17 protein-coding genes and 1 tRNA gene are annotated in these 19,585 nt (G+C 68.1%); 12 read left to right on the plus strand and 6 right to left on the minus strand.

Translation table 11 applies throughout. From position 1 onward, the window contains the following. The first annotated feature begins 177 nt into the window (after positions 1-177). The 12 genes from LDO27_RS21170 (at position 178) to LDO27_RS21225 (ending at position 14,624) form a co-directional block, all read left to right on the plus strand. Positions 178-2,934, plus strand: coding sequence for a FimV/HubP family polar landmark protein (locus LDO27_RS21170; RefSeq protein ID WP_224043857.1), 2,757 nt, complete (start codon positions 178-180; stop codon positions 2,932-2,934). A gap of 173 nt (positions 2,935-3,107) precedes the next feature. Then, positions 3,108-4,001, plus strand: coding sequence for a tRNA pseudouridine(38-40) synthase TruA (truA, locus tag LDO27_RS21175; protein WP_224043859.1), 894 nt, complete (start codon positions 3,108-3,110; stop codon positions 3,999-4,001). Continuing rightward, positions 3,988-4,707 carry a phosphoribosylanthranilate isomerase gene (locus LDO27_RS21180; RefSeq protein WP_222204269.1) on the plus strand — a complete coding sequence of 240 codons (720 nt, stop codon included), beginning with the start codon at positions 3,988-3,990 and terminating at the stop codon, positions 4,705-4,707. Before truA ends, LDO27_RS21180 begins: the two co-directional genes overlap by 14 nt. A 139-nt stretch (positions 4,708-4,846) precedes the next feature. Continuing rightward, positions 4,847-6,040: a tryptophan synthase subunit beta gene (gene trpB / locus LDO27_RS21185; RefSeq protein ID WP_224043860.1), complete on the plus strand. Its 1,194-nt coding sequence runs from the start codon at positions 4,847-4,849 to the stop codon at positions 6,038-6,040. Continuing rightward, the gene (locus LDO27_RS21190) at positions 6,040-7,002 is read left to right on the plus strand and encodes a DNA-methyltransferase (protein WP_222204166.1); all 963 of its coding nucleotides are present in this window, start codon (positions 6,040-6,042) and stop codon (positions 7,000-7,002) included. The genes trpB and LDO27_RS21190 overlap by 1 nt, the downstream gene beginning before the upstream one ends. 2 nt (positions 7,003-7,004) lie before the next feature. Further along, on the plus strand, positions 7,005-7,808 hold the full coding sequence (trpA, locus tag LDO27_RS21195; RefSeq protein ID WP_224043861.1) for a tryptophan synthase subunit alpha: 804 nt from the start codon (positions 7,005-7,007) through the stop codon (positions 7,806-7,808). Positions 7,809-7,989: 181 nt separating this feature from the next. Further along, positions 7,990-8,862 carry an acetyl-CoA carboxylase, carboxyltransferase subunit beta gene (accD, locus tag LDO27_RS21200; protein ID WP_222204162.1) on the plus strand — a complete coding sequence of 291 codons (873 nt, stop codon included), beginning with the start codon at positions 7,990-7,992 and terminating at the stop codon, positions 8,860-8,862. 196 nt (positions 8,863-9,058) lie between these two features. Then, on the plus strand, positions 9,059-10,369 hold the full coding sequence (gene folC, locus LDO27_RS21205) for a bifunctional tetrahydrofolate synthase/dihydrofolate synthase (RefSeq protein ID WP_224043862.1): 1,311 nt from the start codon (positions 9,059-9,061) through the stop codon (positions 10,367-10,369). Between the two features lie 126 nt (positions 10,370-10,495). Beyond that, complete coding sequence (locus LDO27_RS21210; RefSeq protein ID WP_224043863.1) at positions 10,496-11,254, plus strand: SPOR domain-containing protein; 759 nt, start codon at positions 10,496-10,498, stop codon at positions 11,252-11,254. Between the two features lie 28 nt (positions 11,255-11,282). After that, positions 11,283-11,780: a CvpA family protein gene (locus LDO27_RS21215; protein ID WP_222204155.1), complete on the plus strand. Its 498-nt coding sequence runs from the start codon at positions 11,283-11,285 to the stop codon at positions 11,778-11,780. Positions 11,781-11,873: 93 nt separating this feature from the next. After that, positions 11,874-13,403, plus strand: a complete 1,530-nt coding sequence (gene purF, locus LDO27_RS21220; RefSeq protein WP_224043864.1) for an amidophosphoribosyltransferase — start codon at positions 11,874-11,876, stop codon at positions 13,401-13,403. Positions 13,404-13,418: 15 nt separating this feature from the next. Next, positions 13,419-14,624, plus strand: a complete 1,206-nt coding sequence (locus LDO27_RS21225) for an O-succinylhomoserine sulfhydrylase (protein ID WP_222204151.1) — start codon at positions 13,419-13,421, stop codon at positions 14,622-14,624. 71 nt (positions 14,625-14,695) lie between these two features. Here the strand turns inward: LDO27_RS21225 and LDO27_RS21230 are convergent, their stop codons facing one another. From LDO27_RS21230 to fdxA, 6 genes are all read right to left on the minus strand, one after another. Then, positions 14,696-15,556, minus strand: a complete 861-nt coding sequence (locus tag LDO27_RS21230) for an ABC transporter permease (RefSeq protein WP_290368847.1) — start codon at positions 15,554-15,556, stop codon at positions 14,696-14,698. Positions 15,557-15,558: 2 nt separating this feature from the next. Then, positions 15,559-16,470: a nodulation factor ABC transporter ATP-binding protein NodI gene (gene nodI / locus LDO27_RS21235; protein WP_253074090.1), complete on the minus strand. Its 912-nt coding sequence runs from the start codon at positions 16,468-16,470 to the stop codon at positions 15,559-15,561. Between the two features lie 215 nt (positions 16,471-16,685). Continuing rightward, positions 16,686-16,898, minus strand: a complete 213-nt coding sequence (gene rpsU, locus LDO27_RS21240; protein ID WP_006158571.1) for a 30S ribosomal protein S21 — start codon at positions 16,896-16,898, stop codon at positions 16,686-16,688. A gap of 528 nt (positions 16,899-17,426) precedes the next feature. Next, positions 17,427-17,502 (minus strand) — tRNA-Asn (locus tag LDO27_RS21245). Between the two features lie 247 nt (positions 17,503-17,749). Further along, positions 17,750-18,856, minus strand: a complete 1,107-nt coding sequence (locus LDO27_RS21250; protein ID WP_224043867.1) for an NAD(P)/FAD-dependent oxidoreductase — start codon at positions 18,854-18,856, stop codon at positions 17,750-17,752. 77 nt (positions 18,857-18,933) lie between these two features. Continuing rightward, positions 18,934-19,257: a ferredoxin FdxA gene (gene fdxA / locus LDO27_RS21255; protein WP_222204143.1), complete on the minus strand. Its 324-nt coding sequence runs from the start codon at positions 19,255-19,257 to the stop codon at positions 18,934-18,936. Between the last annotated feature and the right edge of the window lie 328 nt (positions 19,258-19,585).

Below are 19,585 nucleotides of genomic sequence, written 5' to 3' on the forward strand. Positions count from 1 at the left end.
AGCCCATGGGTCACAATACAGCCGGCGTGGGCCCGGGCCTTCCGGTCCCAGGCCGTGTCGGTCCGGTCCGGGCCGGCCTCCGGCGATGCCGCGGCGGGGCAGGGAGTTCGCCGACTTGCCGCGCCAAACCCAATGATGCAAAGTTCGTTTCGCTACTAAAACACAACGGAGCACGAGGTGAATGTGAGCCAACATCGCCGGAAAGATGCGCCTATCGCCCGTCAGCGCTGGTCAACGCTGGCCTTCACGGCAATCGGGTTGCTGTTCGCCCAGCCCGCGGCCTACGCCGCCGGCTTCGGACAATTGCGGGTTCAGTCGAGTCTGGGTCAGCCGCTGCAGGCGGAGATCGATATCAGCGGGGTCACGCCGGAAGATACGGATAACCTCGCGGTCAAGCTCGCGCCGCCGGACGCCTATGCGCGCGCCGGCCTGACCTATCTGCCGGCGGTGAGCGGCGTGCGCCTGCAGCTGGAGCGCCGGCCCAATGGCAGCTATGTCGCCAAGGTGCGCTCCAACCAGCCGGTCAGCGAGCCCTTCGTCGACATCCTGATCGACATGACGTGGTCCAGCGGCAAGGTGACGCGGGCGTACACCTTCCTGCTCGATCCGGTCGGCTCGTCGCAGGCCAGCCAGTCGGTGTCCCCGACCCCCATCGTGCAGGCCGCCACGCCGGAGCCCGCTACCGCGCAGCCCGCGCCCGCGGTCGCCGCGGCCCCCGCGCAGCCCGTCACGCCGCGTCCGGCTCCGCAGGCCCGAGCACCGCAGCCCGCCCCGGGCGCCGCCGGCGACAGCTACACCGTGCAGCGCGGCGACAGCCTCTACGGCATCGCCGGCGACGTGTCGCAGGGCCAGGACGAGATTTCGCTGGAGCAGATGCTGGTGGCGCTGTACCGCGCCAATCCCAACGCCTTTATCGGCGGCAACATGAACCGGCTGCGCGCCGGTGCGGTGCTCAAGGTGCCGTCCGCGCAGCAGGCCCAGGAGGTGACGCCGCGCGCCGCGCGCCGCGAAGTCGTCGCCCATACGCAGGGCTTTGATGCCTATCGCAGCCGTCTCGCGACGGCCGCCGCGGCCCGCACGCCCGAGGCGGGCAGCGGGCGCGCGCAGTCCGGCAATGTGACCGCGCGCGTGCAGGAGCAGTCCGCCCCGGCGGCCGGTCCGCGCGACGAGCTGAAGCTGAGCAAGCCGGACGCCGGCGCGCAGGCGCCCAACGCGCTGGCCGAGGCCAACGTGGCCAAGGACCGGCAGTTGAAGGAGGCCGAGGCGCGGCTGGCGCAGCTGGAGAAGAACGTCGGCGACATGCAGCGCCTGCTGGAGCTGAAGAACGCAGAGATCGCGCGGCTGGCGCAGGGCAATGGCGCCAGCGCGGCCCAGGGAGCCAGGACGGCGCCCGCCGCGGACACCGCGCCGCAGGTGGTCGCCGCCGGCAATGCCGGTGGCACGGAACCCGCGGCGGCCCCGGCCGCCGCGCCGGCGCCCGAAGCGGCCGTCGCCGCCTCGGCGCCCGCCGTGCCGGCCACGCAGGCGGCCGCCTCGGCGCCGGCCGTTGCCCCCGCCACGACGGCCAGCGCCGGCAACCAGCCCGCCGATGCCTCCGCGCCGGCCGCCAAGCCGCCGGTGGTGGTGCAGGCCCAGGTGCCGCCGCCGTCGTTTATCGACGAACTGCTGGCCAATCCCATGACGCTGCCCGGCGGCGGCCTGGTCCTCGCGCTGCTCGGCGGCTATGTAATCTATCGCAGCCGCCGCAAGCAGAAGGAAGACGAGGGCGCGGCCTTCGAGAACAGCATCCTGTCGCAGGAAAGCACGGTGATGGCCGGCTCCCACTCCCTGTTCGGGACGGCGGGCGGCCAGAGCGTGGATACCTCGCAGCACAGCGTGTTCGGCGCCGATTTCCGCATCGGCAACAACGTGGCCGAGGCGCACGAGGTAGATCCCATCGCCGAGGCCGAGGTGTATATCGCCTACGGCCGCGACGCCCAGGCCGAGGAAATCCTGCGCGAGGCGCTGTCGCGGGAGCCGGAGCGCCAGGCCATCCGCCTCAAGCTGCTGGAGATCTACGCCAAGCGGGAGGATGTCGATGGCTTCCGCGTCATCGCCGAGGAAATGTTCGGGCAGACCGGCGGACAGGGCGCGGAATGGGCGCAGGCGGCCGAGATGGGCCGCCGCCTGGAGCCGGGCAACGCGCTGTATCTGACCGTGACCCCGGACGCCGATGGCGCCGGACCGCTGACCGCCGGAGGCGACCAGTGGCGCACGCAAGACCCGTCGCTGGATGCCGATGTGCCGCCTCGGGACACCGCCCTCGACAGCCCGCTCGGCGACCTGGCACTGCCGCTCGACGCCTTTCCGGCGCCCGCGCCCGGCGCGCCCATCACGGCCCCCGAATCGGCCACCCGTGCCTTCGGCGATCCGGACGGTTACCCGTCCGCGCGCCTGGACGAGGAAGCGGATCCGGGCCTGCCCGAAGGCGACGATGCGCATGCGGGCGTGCCCCGCCTGGACGAGCCCACGCGGGTCCGCCCGCTGGACTTCGACATGAGCGGCATTTCGCTCGATTTCCCGGACGCCCCGTCGGCGCCTTCGGCCCAGTCGGTGCCCCCGGCGCAGCCGTCGCCGGTGGAGCCGCAGGGCGACGGATCGGCATCGCTGCCGGCGCCGACGCTGCTGCGCGACGGCAAGCTGGTGGAGCCGCTGGACCTGTCGCACTTCTCGTCCGCCGCCCCGGCCGACACCGTCGGCGGCATCTCGCCGACCACGATGTCCGCCGATACGCTCGATGGCGGCCGCGACATGCAGATCAAGTTCGACCTGGCCAAGGCGTATATCGAGATCGGCGACAAGGAAGGCGCCCGCGAACTGCTGCAGGAGGTGGTGGACCAATCCGCCGATCCGCTGCGCGGCCAGGCGCGGCAGTTGCTGGCCGAAGTGGCCTGATATCATGGCGGCTTCGGCCTGACGCCACGCGATCGGGCGCGACATGACGCGATACGCCGGAAGCGATCCTTCCGGCGTATCGCTTTTGGCAACGACGTTTTCGCCTCCCGCAACGACGCCATTCCCGTGATGGCTCCCGGCGCCGGCCCCGCCGCGCCGCTTTCCATTAATCCATGACCCGCATCGCCCTCGGCCTTCACTATGACGGCGCGGCCTTTTCCGGCTGGCAGTCGCAACCGCACCGCAATACCGTGCAGGATCTGCTCGAGGATGCGATCGAGCGCTTCGCCGGCGTGCGGCTGCAGACCACGGTGGCGGGCCGCACCGATGCCGGCGTCCATGCGCTGGGGCAGGTGGTGCATCTGGACACCGCGTTGTCCCGCGAACCGTTTTCCTGGGTGCGCGGCATCAACGCCTTCCTGCCGCCGTCCATCGCGCTGCAATGGGCCAAGCCCGTGGACGACAGCTTTCACGCGCGTTTCCTCGCCTTCGAGCGCATGTACTACTACGCGCTCTATGTCGGGCCGCACCGTGCCCCGCTGGTGCATGGCCGCGCCGGCTACCTGATGCTGCCGCCGGGCCGCCGGCTCGACGTGGAGGCGATGCGCGAGGCCGCCGGGTGCCTGCTGGGCGAGCACGATTTCTCGGCCTTCCGCGCCGCCGAATGCCAGGCGAAGTCGCCGGTCAAGACGATGTACGACGTGACCCTGAAAGCCGACCGCGACTGGGTCTTCCTGCGCTTTCGCGCCAGCGCCTTTCTCCACCATATGGTGCGCAACCTGACCGGCTGCCTGGTGGCGGTGGGGCGCGGCCGCTATCCGGCGAGCTGGATGGCCGAGGTGCTGGCCTCGCGCCAGCGCGCACGGGCGGCCCCGACGTTCATGCCGGACGGGCTCTATCTGGCGGACGTGAAGTATCCTGAGGCGTACGGCATCCCGCCGGCCAATCTGGCGGGCAGCCTTTTTCATGGAGTGTTCAGCGATGGCTTCGGAGACCGCGCAGCAGATGGACCAGCGCCCGGCGCAAGCAGCGGCGCAAACACCGGAGCAGGCGATGCCCAGCCCTGATTTCGCCACCAGCCCGCGGGACGAGGCGGCGGCCCACCGGACGCGCATCAAGATCTGCGGCCTGACGCGGGAGGAAGACGTGCGCGCCGCGGTGGATGCCGGGGCCGACGCCATTGGCCTGGTGTTCTATCCCGGCAGCCCGCGCCATGTCGATCTCGCCCGCGCCGCCGCGCTGGCCGAGGCGGCGGGGCCCTTCGTGTCGGTGGTCGGCCTGTTCGTCAACGCGGATGCCGACGAGGTCGCCCACGTGGCCGAACGCGTGCCCCTGACCCTGCTGCAGTTCCACGGCGACGAAAGCGTGGACGCCTGCGCCCTGGCGGCCCGCCGCAGCCGGTTGCCGTTCATGCGCGCAGCCCGTGTGCGCCCGGGGCTCGATTTGGTAGAATTCGGCGATCAATACCGCGACGCCTCCGCCGTCCTGCTCGATGCCTTCGTCGAAGGCTATGGCGGCGGCGGCCACGTCTTCGACTGGACCCTGATTCCCCCCGCATGGATCGCGCCAAGCAGCAGCAACCCGATCGCAAGCGCCGCTCCTCGCATCGTTTTGAGTGGTGGCTTGAACGCGCAAAACGTCGCTGGCGCGATTGAACGCGTGCGACCCTACGCCGTCGATGTCAGCAGCGGCGTGGAGCTCGCCAAGGGCGTGAAAGACCACGCCCGCATCGCCGACTTCGTGCGCGCCGTGCGCGCGGCGGACGCGGCCTGACCCGGTGGCCGGCTTCGATTCTTCGCTACGCCCCGACCGCGTCGCGCCCGCTCCGGTCCTGCCCGGCCCTGCCGCACCCCGGCCCCATCATCGCGTTGCCGCCCCGCGGGGCGCGCATGCCATCCGGAAGCTCTGAACCATGTACGACTTGCCCGATTCCCGTGGCCACTTCGGCCCCTATGGCGGTTCCTTCGTGTCCGAAACGCTCGTCCACGCGCTGGACGAACTGCGCGAGGCCTACGAGCGCCTGCGCAATGACCCCGACTTCGATGCCGAATACCGCCGCGAACTGAAGCACTTCGTCGGCCGTCCGTCGCCGATCTACCATGCGCAGCGCTGGAGCGAGATGCTCGGCGGCGCGCAGATCTTCCTCAAGCGCGAGGACCTGAACCACACCGGCGCGCACAAGATCAACAACGTCATCGGCCAGGCGCTACTGGCCAAGCGCATGGGCAAGCCGCGCGTGATCGCCGAGACCGGGGCAGGGCAGCATGGCGTGGCGACCGCCACCATCGCCGCCCGCTTCGGCATGGAATGCGTGGTCTATATGGGCGCCGAGGACGTCAAGCGCCAGGCCGCCAACGTGTACCGGATGAAGCTGCTGGGCGCGACCGTGGTGCCCGTGGAAAGCGGCTCGCGCACGCTCAAGGACGCGCTGAACGAGGCCATGCGCGACTGGGTCACCAACGTCGAGAACACCTTCTACATCATCGGTACCGTGGCCGGGCCGCATCCCTACCCGATGATGGTGCGCGATTTCCAGTGCGTGATCGGCGAGGAAGCCAAGGTGCAGATGCCCGAGCTCACCGGGCGCCAGCCCGACGCCGTGCTCGCCTGCGTCGGCGGCGGCTCCAACGCGATGGGCATTTTCTACCCGTATATCGAGCACAAGGACGTGCGCCTGATCGGCGTCGAGCCTGCGGGCGACGGCATCGAGACTGGCCGCCACGCGGCCTCGCTGATCGCCGGCACGCCGGGCGTGCTGCACGGCAACCGCACCTACCTGTTGCAAAGCCCCGACGGCCAGATCATCGAGACGCATTCCGTGTCCGCCGGCCTGGACTACCCCGGCGTGGGCCCCGAGCATGCCTGGCTCAAGGACAGCGGCCGCGCCGAGTACGTCTCGATCACCGACGACGAGGCGCTGCAGGCTTTCCATGACTGCTGCCGCATCGAGGGCATCATCCCGGCGCTGGAGTCGAGCCACGCCATCGCCTACGCCTGCAAGCTGGCGCCGACGCTGTCTAAGGACAAGCTGCTGCTGGTCAACCTGTCGGGCCGGGGGGACAAGGACATGCACACCGTGGCCGAACGCGCCGGGCTGGTCCTCTGATGCGCGGCCTGCCTGAACCGGGCCTGGGCGGGGCGGGCGGGCCGCCCGATGGCGGCGCCGGCCCCGCGCCGATTCCGCTGTCGACGCCCCCCGCGCTGCCCAGCGAGCTGTTCCAGCAGGACATGCTCGAAGGCATCCACCGGCTGGCCGACGGCTCCATCGACCTGATCGTCGCCGACCCGCCCTACGGGCTCGGCAAGGACTACGGCAACGACTCCGACCGGCTCTCGGGCGACGCCTACCTGGCGTGGTCCGAGCGCTGGATCGACGCCGTGGTGCCCAAGCTCGCGCCGCGCGGTTCGCTGTATCTGTTCTGCACCTGGCAGTACTCGCCCGAACTGTTCGTGATGCTCAAGCGGCGGCTGACGATGATCAACGAGATCATCTGGGACCGCCGCGTGCCCAGCATGGGCGGCACCACCCGCAAGTACTCGTCGGTGCACGACAACATCGGCTTCTTCGCCAAGGCGCGCGACTACTACTTCGACCTGGACCCGGTGCGCGTGCCCTACGACGCCGAGACCAAGAAGGCCCGCAGCCGGCCGCGCTTCGAGGGCAAGAAATGGCTCGAGGTCGGCTACAACCCGAAGGACCTGTGGAGCGTCTCGCGCATCCATCGCCAGGACCCGGAGCGGGCGGACCACCCGACGCAAAAGCCGCTGGAGATCGTCGAGCGCATGGTGCTCGCCAGCTCGCCGCCGGGCGGCCTGGTGCTCGATCCGTTCGCCGGCAGCGGCACCACGGCGGTCGCCTGCGCGCGCCACGGACGCCGCTTCGTCGGCTTCGAGATCAATGCCGACTACGTAGAAGTCGCGCGGGCGCGCGTGGCGCCGATCGTGCCGCTCAAGCCCGGCCCCGAGCCAATCGCCGCGGCCTGTCCCGCCATGCCGTCCACGGTACCCCATCCCGCGGCCGCGAACGACGAGCCGTCGTCCGCCACGCTGCCCACTCTCGCACAATGACCATGTCCCGGATTTCCTCCACTTTCGCGGCCCTGTCCGCACAAGGGCGCAAGGGCCTGATTCCGTTCATCACCGCCGGCGATCCGGAACCCGGTCTCACCGTGGCGCTGATGCATGCGCTGGTCGAGGGCGGCGCCGACGTGATCGAGCTGGGCGTGCCGTTCTCCGACCCGATGGCCGACGGCCCGGTGATCCAGCGCGCCTCCGAGCGGGCGCTTGCCAACGGCGTGACGCTGGCCAAGGTGCTGGAGTGGGTGCGCGAATTCCGCGAGCGCGACGCCACCACGCCGGTGGTGCTGATGGGCTACGCCAACCCGATCGAGCGCATGGGCCAGGAAACCTTCGCCCGCGCCGCGCGCGAGGCCGGGGTCGATGGCGTGCTGGTGGTGGACTATCCGCCCGAGGAATGCGAGTCCTTCGCCGGGCTGATGCGCGAGAACGGGATGGACCCCATCTTCCTGCTGGCGCCTACCTCCACCGAGGCGCGCATCGAGGCCATGGCCAAGGTGGCGAGCGGCTATCTGTACTACGTGTCGCTCAAGGGCGTGACAGGTTCGGGCGCGCTGGACCTGGACAGCGTGGCGGCCAAGCTGCCACTGATCAAGCGCCATGTGAACCTGCCGGTGGGCGTGGGCTTCGGCATCCGCGACGCGCAGACCGCCCGCGCCATCGGCGGCATCGCCGATGCGGTGGTGATCGGCAGCCGCCTCGTGCAGCTGCTGGAAGATGCGCCGCGTGCACAGGCGGTACAATCGCTGCGCGCGTTCATCGCCGAGATCCGGGCCGCACTCGACGCCAAGGCGTGAGCGATCGGCCACATCGCGACGGTTTCGCTTAGGGGCAGGGGCGCAGGCGTGGTAAATTCGCGCCCTGGCCGCCTGACCCCTCGTAAACCCGCCCTCGGGACGGGATGCAGCGAGCCGCCGCTGCCGCAGATTTCCCGCCCGAACCGTTCGCGGGACCGGCATTATCCGAAAGGAGCCTGATATGAGCTGGTTGGATAAACTCCTGCCCCCCAAGATTCAACAGACCGACCCTTCCTCCCGCAAGGGCATCCCGGAAGGGCTGTGGGTCAAATGCCCGGCCTGCGAGTCCGTGCTGTACCGGACCGACGTCGAGGCCAATCTGCATGTCTGCCCGAAGTGCGACCACCATATGCGCATCCGCGCCCGCGAGCGCCTGGACGGCCTGCTGGACGCCGAAGGCCGCTATGAGATCGGCCAGGAGATCGTGCCGGTCGACGCGCTGAAGTTCAAGGACACCAAGAAGTATCCGGACCGCATCAAGGCGGCCATGGACGACACCGGCGAGACCGATGCCATGGTGGTGATGGGCGGCGCGATCCACACCATCCCCGTGGTGGTGAGCTGCTTCGAGTTCGAGTTCATGGGCGGCTCGATGGGCTCGGTGGTGGGCGAGCGCTTCGCCCGCGGCGCGCAGGCCGCGCTCGAGCAGAAGGTGCCGTTCATCTGCATTACCGCCACCGGCGGCGCGCGCATGCAGGAAAGCCTGCTGTCGCTGATGCAGATGGCCAAGACCACGGCCATGCTGAACCAGCTGTCCAACGCGAAGCTGCCTTTCATCAGTGTGCTGACCGATCCGACCATGGGTGGCGTGTCCGCCAGCTTCGCCTTCCTGGGCGACGTGGTGATCGCCGAGCCAAAGGCGCTGATCGGCTTCGCCGGCCCGCGCGTGATCGAGCAGACCGTGCGCGAAAAGCTGCCCGAAGGCTTCCAGCGTGCCGAATTCCTGCTGCAGAAGGGCGCCATCGACATGATCGTCGACCGCCGCAAGCTGCGCGCCGAAATCGCGCAACTGCTGGCGCTGCTGCAGAAGCAGCCGGCCGACGCGGTGGCCTGACGCGGGGCCTTCGCATCGCAGTCGCATGCAGCGCGGACCCGGTCCGCGCTTTTTCGTTTGCGGCGACGGTGGAACCACCGTCGCGCGCATCGACTCGAAATTCCGCAGCCTGACCAGCAGCCCGACAGAATCGACCATCCGCACCGGCGCGCACGACCCATCTCGTGCCCATGCCCGCTGCCCCGTGCTACCGACCATGCCAATCTTTTCTTCCCTCCCCGAATGGCTCGCCCATCTCGAAACCGCCCATCCGGTGGGCATCGACATGGGTCTGACGCGCATCACGCGTGTCAAGGAAGCGCTGGGCTTGCGCATCGATGCGGTGGTGTTCACCGTGGGCGGCACCAACGGCAAGGGCTCGACCTGCGCGATGCTCGAACGCATCCTGCTCGAAGCCGGCTACAAGGTGGGCTGCCATACCTCGCCCCATCTGCTCACGTTCAACGAGCGCGCCCGCATCAATGGCGAAATGGCCACCGACGCGCAGCTGCTGCCGCATTTCGAGGCGGTGGAGCGCGCGCGCAACAGCTTCGCCGACCCCGTGAGCCTCACGTACTTCGAATTCACCACGCTGGCCATCATCCACGCCTTCGCGGCGGCGCGGCTAGACGCGATGATTCTGGAAGTGGGCCTGGGCGGCCGGCTGGACGCGGTCAATGTGATCGACCCCGACTGCGCGGTGATCACCAGCGTCGATATCGACCATACGCAATACCTGGGCGACACGCGCGAGGCGATCGGCTACGAGAAGGCCGGCATCTTCCGCCCGCACGTGCCGGCGATCTGCGCCGACCCCATGCCGCCGAAGTCGCTGGTCGACCATGCCGAGGCCATCGGCGCGGACCTGTGGCTGGTGGGGCGCGATTTCCACCACCAGGCCGCCAAGGGCCAGGAGCGCCAGCAGTGGGACTGGAGCGGACGCGAGCGCAAGCTCAACGGCCTGGGCTACCCGGCGCTGCGCGGCGCCAACCAGCTGCTGAACGCCTCCGCCGCGCTGGCCGCGCTGCAGGCAATGCGCCCCCGGCTGCCGGTGAGCGCCCAGGAAGTGCGCAACGGGCTGGCCTTCGTCGAACTGCCGGGCCGTTTCCAGGTGCTGGCGGGGCGCCCGACCGTGATCCTGGACGTCGCGCACAACCCGCACGCCGCTGCCACGCTGGGGCAGAGCCTGGAGAACATGGGGTTCTTCCGCTACACGTACGCGGTCTTCGGCGCCATGGCCGACAAGGACATCGCCGGCGTGCTGCGCCACCTGTCCGACAAGGTCGATCACTGGTGCTTGTGCGACCTGCCGACCGAGAGGGCCGCCAGCGCGCAAAGCCTGCTCGAACGCCTGGAGGAGGGCGGGTTCCGCGCCGGCCCGGATGCCACGGCGGCGTGCTTTTCCAGCCCCGAGGCGGCGTATCGGGATGCCATCGAGAGAGCGACCGAGAATGATAGAATCCTGGTCTTCGGATCGTTCTACACCGTGGCCGGCGTGATGGCATATCGCGCCACCCAGGCCAACTAGGCCAACCAGGGTCAGCGGACTGGGCAACCAGATCAGGCAACCAGGCCGCCAGAGGCTTCCCAGCTTCGCGGTGACGAGCGGCAGAACCAGCGGCTTGTCACCACGGCCGTCGCACCGAACCAATCTATGGGCTTGTTTTCGCTGTTTTCCTCCCGCAAGGGCAATGACCCGGCACCGGCGCGCACCCGTCGCTCGCGTACCGATGCGGGCGCGGGCATCGCCTCGTCGCGCCGTCTTGCCGAGGAATATGCGGACGATACGCTCGACCCCGAATTTCCCCAGAAGCAGCGCGCCCGCCGTCGCCTGATCGGCGCCGTGGTGCTGACCGTGGCGGCCGTGATCGTGCTGCCCATCGTGTTCGAGACCGAGCCGCGTCCCGCCGTCGACAACATCGCCGTGCGCCTGTCCAACGGCCATGGTGGCGACGATGCCCGCGCGCGGCCGGAGCAGAAGAAGGCCGCGGCGCTGCCGCCCGCGCCGCAGCCGAAGATCGAGGCCCAGGCGCTCGACGCCGGCGAGGAGCTGATCAGCGGTACGCCGGCCGATGCGCGGCCCGCCGAAAAGCCCGCCGCCAGGGCCAGTGAAAAGCCGGCCGACAAGCCCGCCGACAAACCGGCGGACAAGCCCGCCCAAGCCGAGGCCAAGCCCTCCGGCAGCGGCAAGTACGTCATCCAGGTGGGCGCGTTCTCGTCCGAGGACAAGGCAAAGAACTGGGTGGCCAAGTTGAAGGCCGCCAAGGTGCCCGCATATATCGAGAAGAAGACGCTCGCCGATGGCGAGCGCGTGCTGCTGCGCGCGGGACCGTTCCCGGACCGCGGCGCCGCCGATGCCGCCGAGAAGCGCGTGCGCGCCGCCGGCCTCACCGCGAGGGTCGTGGAACAGTAGCCCCGGCCGGGCATACGGATTCCCAAGCATGCAGCCAACCTTCTTCGATTACAGCGTGGCGTTCGTGCTGGTCACCTCCGGGCTGATCGGCGTGCTGCGCGGCCTGATGCGCGAACTGCTGTCGCTGGTGGGCTGGGTGGTGGCGTTCTGGGTGGCCTACACCTATGTGGGCGTGGCGGCCGAATGGATGCCCGAGGCCATGCCTGGCGGGGCGCTGGGACGCAGCGCCGCCGGCTTTGCCGTGCTGTTCTTCGGCACCGTGATCGCCGCCGCGCTGGCCAGCGCCGTGATCGGCGGCCTGCTGGAGACCACGGGCCTGAAGCCCGCGGATCGCGGCCTGGGCCTGGTGTTCGGCCTGGCCCGTGGCGTGCTGCTGGTGATGGTGCTGGTCACCCTGGCCGGATTTACCAAGTTGCCCGAGGAACCGTTCTGGCGCGACGCGGTGTCCCGGCCCTTTGTGGTACAAGCGATGGAGGCGGCGCGGCCATGGCTGCCCCCCGAGATCGCCAAGTACGTCAAGACATGACATGACGCCGGGCACGGCGCCCGGCGCTAATTCGCAGCGCTCGCCACGGGGGCGGAGCTGCAGCCGATTCGGCAGCTTTTATTGGAGCCTGGCATGTGCGGTATCGTCGGTGTGGTGTCCTCCACGCCCGTCAACCAATTGATCTACGACAGCCTGCTGTTGTTGCAGCATCGCGGGCAGGATGCCGCCGGCATCGCAACCGCCAATGGCAGTACCTTCCACATGCACAAGGCCAACGGCCTGGTGCGCGACGTGTTCCGCACGCGCAACATGCGTGGCCTGCCGGGCTCGGCGGGCATCGGCCAGGTCCGCTACCCGACCGCCGGTTCGGCGTCGAGCGAAGAGGAGGCGCAGCCGTTCTACGTCAATGCCCCCTACGGCATCATCCTGTCGCACAACGGCAACCTGACCAACTGGCAACAGCTGCGTGAGGAGATGTTCCGCCGCGACCGACGCCATATCAACACGCACTCCGACACCGAGGTGCTGCTGAACGTGCTGGCCGACGAACTGCAGCGCGCCAGCAACGGCATGTCGCTGGACCCGGAGATCATCTTCACGGCCGTCGCCGGGATGCATCGCCGCGTGCGCGGCTCCTACGCCATCGCCGCGCAGATCGCCGGCTACGGCATGCTCGCCGTGCGCGATCCGTTCGGCATCCGCCCGCTGTGCCTGGGCAGCGTGGATACCCCGCACGGCAAGGAATGGATGGTGGCGTCCGAATCCGTGGCGCTCGAAGGCATCGGCTACCGGCTCGAGCGCGATGTGGCCCCGGGCGAGGCGATCTTCATCGACCTCGACGGCAAGCTGCACACCAAGCAGTGCGCCGACAATCCGCAGCTCAATTCCTGCATTTTCGAGTACGTGTATCTGGCCCGCCCGGATTCGTGCATCGACGGCGTGCCCGTGTACGAGGCCCGCATGCGCATGGGCGACTACCTGGCCGAGAAGATCGCCCAGGAAGTGCGCTCCGGCGACATCGACGTGGTGATGCCGATTCCCGATTCCAGCCGGCCGGCCGCCATGCAGGTGGCCAACAAGCTGGGCCTGGGCTATCGCGAGGGCTTCTTCAAGAACCGCTATGTCGGCCGCACCTTCATCATGCCGGGCCAGGCGGTGCGCAAGAAGTCGGTGCGCCAGAAGCTCAACGCGATGGGCGTGGAGTTCAAGGGCAAGAACGTGCTGATCGTCGACGACTCGATCGTGCGCGGCACCACCTCGTTCGAGATCGTGCAGATGGCGCGCGACGCCGGCGCCAACAAGGTGATCTTCGCCTCGGCCGCGCCGCCGGTGAAATTCCCCAACGTGTACGGCATCGACATGCCCACGCGCAGCGAACTGGTCGCGCACGGCCGCACCCATGACGAGATCGCGCGCATGATCGGCGCGGACCAGCTGGTCTACCAGGACGTCGAAGCGATGAAGCAGGCGGTGCGCGACATCAATCCGGCGCTGAAGGATTTCGACGCGTCGTGCTTCGATGGCAAGTACATCACCGGCGATATCGACGAGGCTTACCTGGAGCGGCTGGAAACGGCGCGCAGCCAGGCCGACCGCGACGGCACCGGCGGCGATACCGAACGTTCGCAGCTGCACCTGCAGCGCTCGGGCGGCAACGAGTAAGGACGGCGAGAGAGCATGAGCGAACCGTTCAACCCCGACGCCCTCGGCATCGACACGCTGGGCGTCCGCGCCGGCACGATGCGCAGCGAGTTCATGGAGCATTCCGAGGCGATGTACCTGACCTCGAGCTTCTGCTTCGGCAGCGCCGCAGAGGCCGCCGAGCGCTTTGCGAACTCGGAGGAGGGCTTCACCTACTCGCGCTTCACCAATCCGACCGTCAGCATGTTCCAGCAGCGGCTCGCCGCGCTGGAAGGCGCCGAGGCCTGCATGGCCACGGCCTCGGGCATGAGCGCCATCCTGTCGGTGCTGATGTCGTCGGCGCAGGCCGGCGACCACGTCGTCAGCTCGCGCGCGATCTTCGGCTCGACGATGACGCTGCTGGGCACCATCTTCGCGAAGTTCGGCATCGAGACCACCTTCGTCGACGGCACCGACTTGCAGTCCTGGCGCGCGGCCGTCAAGCCGAACACGAAGCTGTTCTTCCTGGAAACGCCGTCGAACCCGCTGACGGAAGTGGCCGACATCGCGGCCGTGGCCGATATCGCCCACAACGCCGGCGCGCTGCTGGTGGTCGACAACTGCTTCTGCTCGCCCGCGTTGCAGCAGCCGATGAAGTTCGGCGCCGACATCGTGGTGCATTCGGCCACCAAGCATATCGACGGCCAGGGCCGCGTGCTGGGCGGCGCGGTGCTGGGCTCGCGCGACTACATCATGGGCAAGGTGTTCCCGTTCGTGCGCACGGCCGGCCCGACGCTGTCCGCGTTCAACGCGTGGGTGCTGCTCAAGGGCATGGAAACGCTGGGCATCCGCATGGAGCGCCATTCGGCCAACGCGCTGGCGCTGGCCGAATTCCTCGAGTCGCATCCGGCCGTCGCGCGTGTCTACCATCCCGCGCTGAAGTCGCATCCGCAGCATGACATCGCCATGCGCCAGCAAAGCGGCGGCGGGGCCATCGTGTCGTTCGAGCTCAAGGGCGCCACGCCCGAGGCCCGGCGCGCGAATGCCTGGCGCGTGATCGACAACACCCGGCTGTGCTCGATCACCGGCAACCTGGGCGACACGCGCACCACGGTGACCCATCCGTACACCACCACGCACGCGCGGGTCAGTCCCGAGGCGAAGGCGGCGGCGGGGATCGACGAAGGGCTGATCCGCCTGGCGGTCGGCCTCGAATCGGCGGCGGACCTGAAGGCAGATCTGCTGCGCGGCCTGGGCGACTGAACGGCGAACGATCCAGCGCTGCTCCGGCAACATGAAAACGCCGCGGTGTCCCACACGCGGCGTTTGTCATTTCAGCGCAGCAGGCGCCGGCGCAGCAAGGCCAGCGCCACGACGAGCGCGACGGCGGCATAGGCCGCCAGCACGGCCACATGCAGGCCCGGATTCTCGATCGGGCGGCCCAGCATCAGCGGGCGGATCAGCGCGACCGCGTGCGACAGCGGCAGCACCTCCGTCGCGGCCCGCGCGCCGGCGGGCAACTGCTCCAGCGGGAAGAAGACGCCCGAAAGCAGCAGCATCGGCGTGATGATCAGCGTCTGGTAGAACATGAAGAAGTCGTAGCCCGGCGCCAGCGCCGTGACGATCATGGCGAGGCTGGCAAAGGCGATGCCGGCCAGCACGATCACCGGCAGCGCCAGCAGCGCGCCGGGCAGCTCGGCATAGCCGAGCGCTCCCGCGACCAGCATGATGGCCAGGCCCGACAGCACGGCCTTGCTGGCCGCCCAGGCGATCTCCCCCAGCACGATGTCGCCCAGCGTCAGCGGGGCGTGCATGATGGCCTCCCACGTGCGCTGCACGTGCATGCGAGAGAACGCGGAATACATCGATTCGAACGTCGCCGACATCATCACGCTGGACGCGGTCGTGCCGGCCGCGAGGAAGGCGATATACGAGACGCCGTCCACCTTGCCGACCAGCAGGCCCAGCCCGAGCCCCAGGCCGAACAGGTAGATCATCGGATCGGCGAGGTTGCCGATCATCGACGGGATCGCCAGCTTCTTCCACACCATGAAGTTGCGGTACCAGACCATGGTCCAGTTGCTCAGGTTCATCGGCAGCAGCGGCTGAGGGTAGGGGCGCCCCCCGCGTGGCGGGCTTCCCGCCGGCTGGACCGGGACGCGCGCCGGCGTCGGTTGCGGATCCTGTTCGCTCATGCTCAGTCCCTCATCTCGCGGCCGGTCAGCCGCAGAAACACGTCTTCCAGATTGGCCGGGCGGTGCAGATAGCGCACGCCGCCGTTGCCGTGCAGCGCGGCCAGCAGCGGGCCGGGCTCTCGCACATAGCAGAACAGCGTCTCGCCGCTTTTCTCGGTGCGCTCGGACATCGGGGCCAGGCGCGCGCGCAGCGCGTCCAGATCGTCTCCATAGACCTCGACCACGTCGCAACCGATCTGCCGGTCGATCAGCTCGTGCGGACGGCCCTCGGCGATCTTGCGGCCGCCGTCGATCACGCACAGGTGGTTGCACAGCCGTTCGGCCTCTTCCATGAAATGCGTGGTCAGCAGGATGGTCTTGCCCGCGGCCAGCAGCGACTTCAGGCGGTCCCAGATCAGGTGCCGCGCCTGCGGGTCCAGCCCGGTGGTGGGCTCGTCCAGTACCAGCAGGTCGGGATCGTTGATCAGCGCGCGCGCCACCGTCAGGCGCCGGCGCATGCCGCCGGAGAGGGCGCGCACATGCGCGTCGGCGCGGTTCTCCAGCCGGGCGAACTCGAGCAGCGCGGGCACGCGCCGCTCGATCTCCACCGAGCGCAGGCCGAAGTAGCGCCCGAAGATGCGCAGGTTCTCGACCACGGTGAAGTCCGGGTCCAGATTGTCGAACTGCGGCACCACGCCGACGCGCCGGCGCGCCTGCGGCGCGCGCTCGGGCACCGGCTCGCCGCACAGCGTCAGCGTGCCGGCCTCGGGCGTGGTGAGCCCCAGCAGCAGCCGCAGCGTGGTGGTCTTGCCGGCGCCGTTGGGGCCCAGCAGGCCGAAGCATTGGCCGCGCTGGACTTCCAGGCTCAGATCGTCGACGACGACGGTATCGCCGTACTGCTTGCGCACGTTGCGCAGTTCGAGGATGGCGGTCAAAGGCGGGAATCCGGTGGCTGCATCGGCTGACGCGATTGCCGCCATTATGCCGGTCCGCCACGCTATGGTTCCTGGCGCGCCGCAGCAGAGCAACAGGGCGCGGTGCGAGCAAAATCCGTCGCCCAAAAAACAAATCCGCCAGTCATGAGCTGGCGGATTTCTTTTGGCCGGGAGGCGCCGCGCGGCGCGTCCGTGGCCGGCACGCAGAGCGCGAATCAGTACATCTTCTTCGGCAGCATCTGCATGCGAAGGCGCTTGCGCAGACGCGACTCGGCGGCCTTCTTCTTGCGCTTACGTTCAGTCGTGGGCTTCTCGTAGGCGGTACGGCTCTTCAGTTCGACGATGAGGCCGGTCTGGAGGATAGCCCGGCGGAAACGCCGCATGGCCACTTCGACGGGTTCGCCGGGTTTCAAAACGATCTTAGTCAACTCTGTCCTTTAATGCCGAGCGGGCGGCTGGTTCGAAGATGAGACATTGCCAGCACAAACGCATTTCCGCGGCTGCGACTGGTATTGCGCTCGTTCTCAGTGGGTTTGGCGGAGCGCCCCGCGAGAACGGGGTAGAACTGAACAGGTCCGTCGCCAGCATCAAGGAAACAGCCGCCAAGATTCCTTCGAATCGAATCTTGAAGTCTTGAGGGGCCGGTTTTGGGTGCCAGTCTCCGCGGGAGTCCCTTGTCAGGGAGGGCGCCAACAACGCGCCCACTTGCTTTTACACACTCGTTCCAGGCATGTCAAGAACAGGCCATGGAATTCGTTTTTCGACAGCAGGCGAGAGGCTTATCGGCCTCCCTTCCACCATCGTTCATGGCCCGCGGCGCCGCCACCGTGGCGGATCCAGGGGACATGCTTGCCTCGCGATGAGCATCCGGCGCCGTCGACTTCCCGACACCGAATAACCACCGCAAGCCAAATGAAAAAGGCCCGCCATCTGCATGGCGGGCCTTCCCGATCTTTTGGCTCCCCGACCTGGGCTCGAACCAGGGACCTGCGGATTAACAGTCCGTCGCTCTACCGACTGAGCTATCGGGGAACAGCAGAGAAGCGAATTATATTCAGATTCTCGTCACTTCGTCAACAACGTTTCGACATTTCGTTTGGATCCGTTCCTGTCGATACGCGCCGACGAAGCCTACTGCGCTTCGCCATCCACCGTGCGGTCCGTTGGACGCGCCGCCGTGAATGTTGGCGAGGGGCGCATTATAGACGGGGGATTTCGCCGGTGCAAGAAAAAACCGCTCCGGGGAAGGCCGCGGAGCGGTTTTTTTTTCAAGCCGGGCTCAGTCGAAGACCGGCGAATCGACGCCGAGGATCTTGTGCAGCTTCGGCGAGGTGGTCGTGTACTGCATGTGGATCTTCTTCTCGGGGAAGATGTAGGGCGCGGCGCCGAACGCGGCCAGCGCGGCCTCGTGGAAGCCCGAGAGGATCAGCTTCTTCTTGCCGGGGTAGGTGTTGATGTCGCCCACGGCGAAGATGCCCGGGATATTGGTCTCGAACTTCTCGGTGTCGACCTTGATCTGCTTGCGCTCCAGGTCCAGGCCCCACTCGGCGATCGGGCCGAGCTTGGGCGACAGGCCGAAGAAGACCAGCAGGTCGTCCACGGGCATGCGGCGCGTCACGCCGTCGCCGCCGGTGACCTTGATCTCGCACAGCACGCCGTCCTTTTCCTCGAAGCCGCTGATCTGGCCCACCAGGAACTGCATCTCCATCTGCTCGCACAGGTCCTTCATCTTGGCGACGGAGGCGGGCGCGGCGCGGAAGCCGTCGCGGCGGTGGATCAGCACCACGGATTCGGCCTTGCCGACCAGGTCCAGCGTCCAGTCCAGCGCCGAGTCGCCGCCGCCGACCACCACCAGGTTGCGGCCGTGGAAGCGGCTCGGGTCCTTGACGCGGTAGTACAGCTGCTTGCCGTCGAACTTGTCGATGCCCTCGACCTTCAGCGTGCGCGGCTGGAACGAGCCCACGCCGGCCGCGATGAAGATGGTCTTGGTAATGAAGCGGGTGCCGATCGACGTTTCGACGAAGAAGCGGCCGTCTTCACGGCGCTCGACCACGGCGACTTCCTGGCCCAGGTGGAACGTGGGCTCGAACGGCTCGATCTGCTTGAGCAGGTTGTCGGTCAGTTCCTGCCCGGTGCAGATGGGCACCGCGGGGATGTCGTAGATGGGCTTGTCGGGATAGAGTTCGACGCACTGGCCGCCGACCACCTTCAGCGAATCGATGACGTGGGCCTTGATTTCGAGCAGGCCCAGTTCGAACACCTGAAACAGGCCCACCGGGCCGGCACCGACGATGAGCGCATCGATTTCGAGCGGCTGGCCGCCAGCGTTGCCGGAGGCAGCCTGCTTGGTGGTGTCCGCGACGGGATTTGGGATGCTCAAGTCCATATTGATCCTGATACGTTGTGGGCAACGACGTGCCCGGCATTGCGGGAAAGCGCGTGGGGACGGCTTTCTGTCTTGTGTCAGCGCTCCAGGTACTGCAGCTTGCCGGTGGTCTCCCGCCATTCCTCGGCCTCGGGCAGCGGGGCCTTGGTCTTGGTGATGGAGGGCCAGGCGCGGGCCAGGTCGGCATTGAGTTCGATGAACTGCTGCTGGTCCGCCGGAACGTCTTCCTCGGCATAGATGGCGTTGACCGGGCATTCCGCGACGCAGACCGCGCAGTCGATGCACTCGTCCGGATCGATGGTCAGGAAGTTCGGGCCTTCGCGGAAACAATCGACCGGACACACATCGACGCAGTCTGTAAATTTGCAGCGGATGCAGGATTCGGTGACAACGTGAGTCATTTCTGTTCCAGGAAAAACGGGCGGCTTTTGAAGGGATCGTTATGCAGGCCGCAGGCACCGTCGAGTACGGGCCCCGTCCGGGGCCACCGGGCCACCGACGGGGCGGGCGCCCCGATGGCCGCCTCGGATGTTCCGCGCGTGCGCGTGCCGTGGCCTTTCAAAGACCGTTATTGTAGCCGAGGCGCACACCCTGCACACCCGCGCTATATAGCCAGACTAGACAGTTTTCTTATTTCTTTATGCGCGAACGGGTGATCCCGGCGGCGCGGCGGCCGGGGTATTTCGCTGGTCCCGGGCCGGGTATCCGGCATTGCCGTCTGGCGCGGTG

Origin of the sequence: Cupriavidus respiraculi (assembly GCF_914271545.1) — a bacterium.
Taxonomy (GTDB): Bacteria; Pseudomonadota; Gammaproteobacteria; order Burkholderiales; family Burkholderiaceae; genus Cupriavidus; species Cupriavidus respiraculi.

Excerpts from the sequence above, each read along its gene's own strand:
- truA (WP_224043859.1), top strand. The coding sequence starts at position 3,108 with ATGACCCGCATCGCCCTCGGCCTTCACTATGACGGCGCGGCCTTTTCC.
- LDO27_RS21180 (WP_222204269.1), top strand. The coding sequence starts at position 3,988 with ATGCCCAGCCCTGATTTCGCCACCAGCCCGCGGGACGAGGCGGCGGCC.
- trpB (WP_224043860.1), top strand. The coding sequence starts at position 4,847 with ATGTACGACTTGCCCGATTCCCGTGGCCACTTCGGCCCCTATGGCGGT.
- LDO27_RS21190 (WP_222204166.1), top strand. The coding sequence starts at position 6,040 with ATGCGCGGCCTGCCTGAACCGGGCCTGGGCGGGGCGGGCGGGCCGCCC.
- trpA (WP_224043861.1), top strand. The coding sequence starts at position 7,005 with ATGTCCCGGATTTCCTCCACTTTCGCGGCCCTGTCCGCACAAGGGCGC.
- accD (WP_222204162.1), top strand. The coding sequence starts at position 7,990 with ATGAGCTGGTTGGATAAACTCCTGCCCCCCAAGATTCAACAGACCGAC.
- folC (WP_224043862.1), top strand. The coding sequence starts at position 9,059 with ATGCCAATCTTTTCTTCCCTCCCCGAATGGCTCGCCCATCTCGAAACC.
- LDO27_RS21210 (WP_224043863.1), top strand. The coding sequence starts at position 10,496 with ATGGGCTTGTTTTCGCTGTTTTCCTCCCGCAAGGGCAATGACCCGGCA.
- LDO27_RS21215 (WP_222204155.1), top strand. The coding sequence starts at position 11,283 with ATGCAGCCAACCTTCTTCGATTACAGCGTGGCGTTCGTGCTGGTCACC.
- purF (WP_224043864.1), top strand. The coding sequence starts at position 11,874 with ATGTGCGGTATCGTCGGTGTGGTGTCCTCCACGCCCGTCAACCAATTG.
- LDO27_RS21225 (WP_222204151.1), top strand. The coding sequence starts at position 13,419 with ATGAGCGAACCGTTCAACCCCGACGCCCTCGGCATCGACACGCTGGGC.
- LDO27_RS21230 (WP_290368847.1), bottom strand. The coding sequence starts at position 15,556 with ATGAGCGAACAGGATCCGCAACCGACGCCGGCGCGCGTCCCGGTCCAG.
- LDO27_RS21250 (WP_224043867.1), bottom strand. The coding sequence starts at position 18,856 with ATGGACTTGAGCATCCCAAATCCCGTCGCGGACACCACCAAGCAGGCT.
- fdxA (WP_222204143.1), bottom strand. The coding sequence starts at position 19,257 with ATGACTCACGTTGTCACCGAATCCTGCATCCGCTGCAAATTTACAGAC.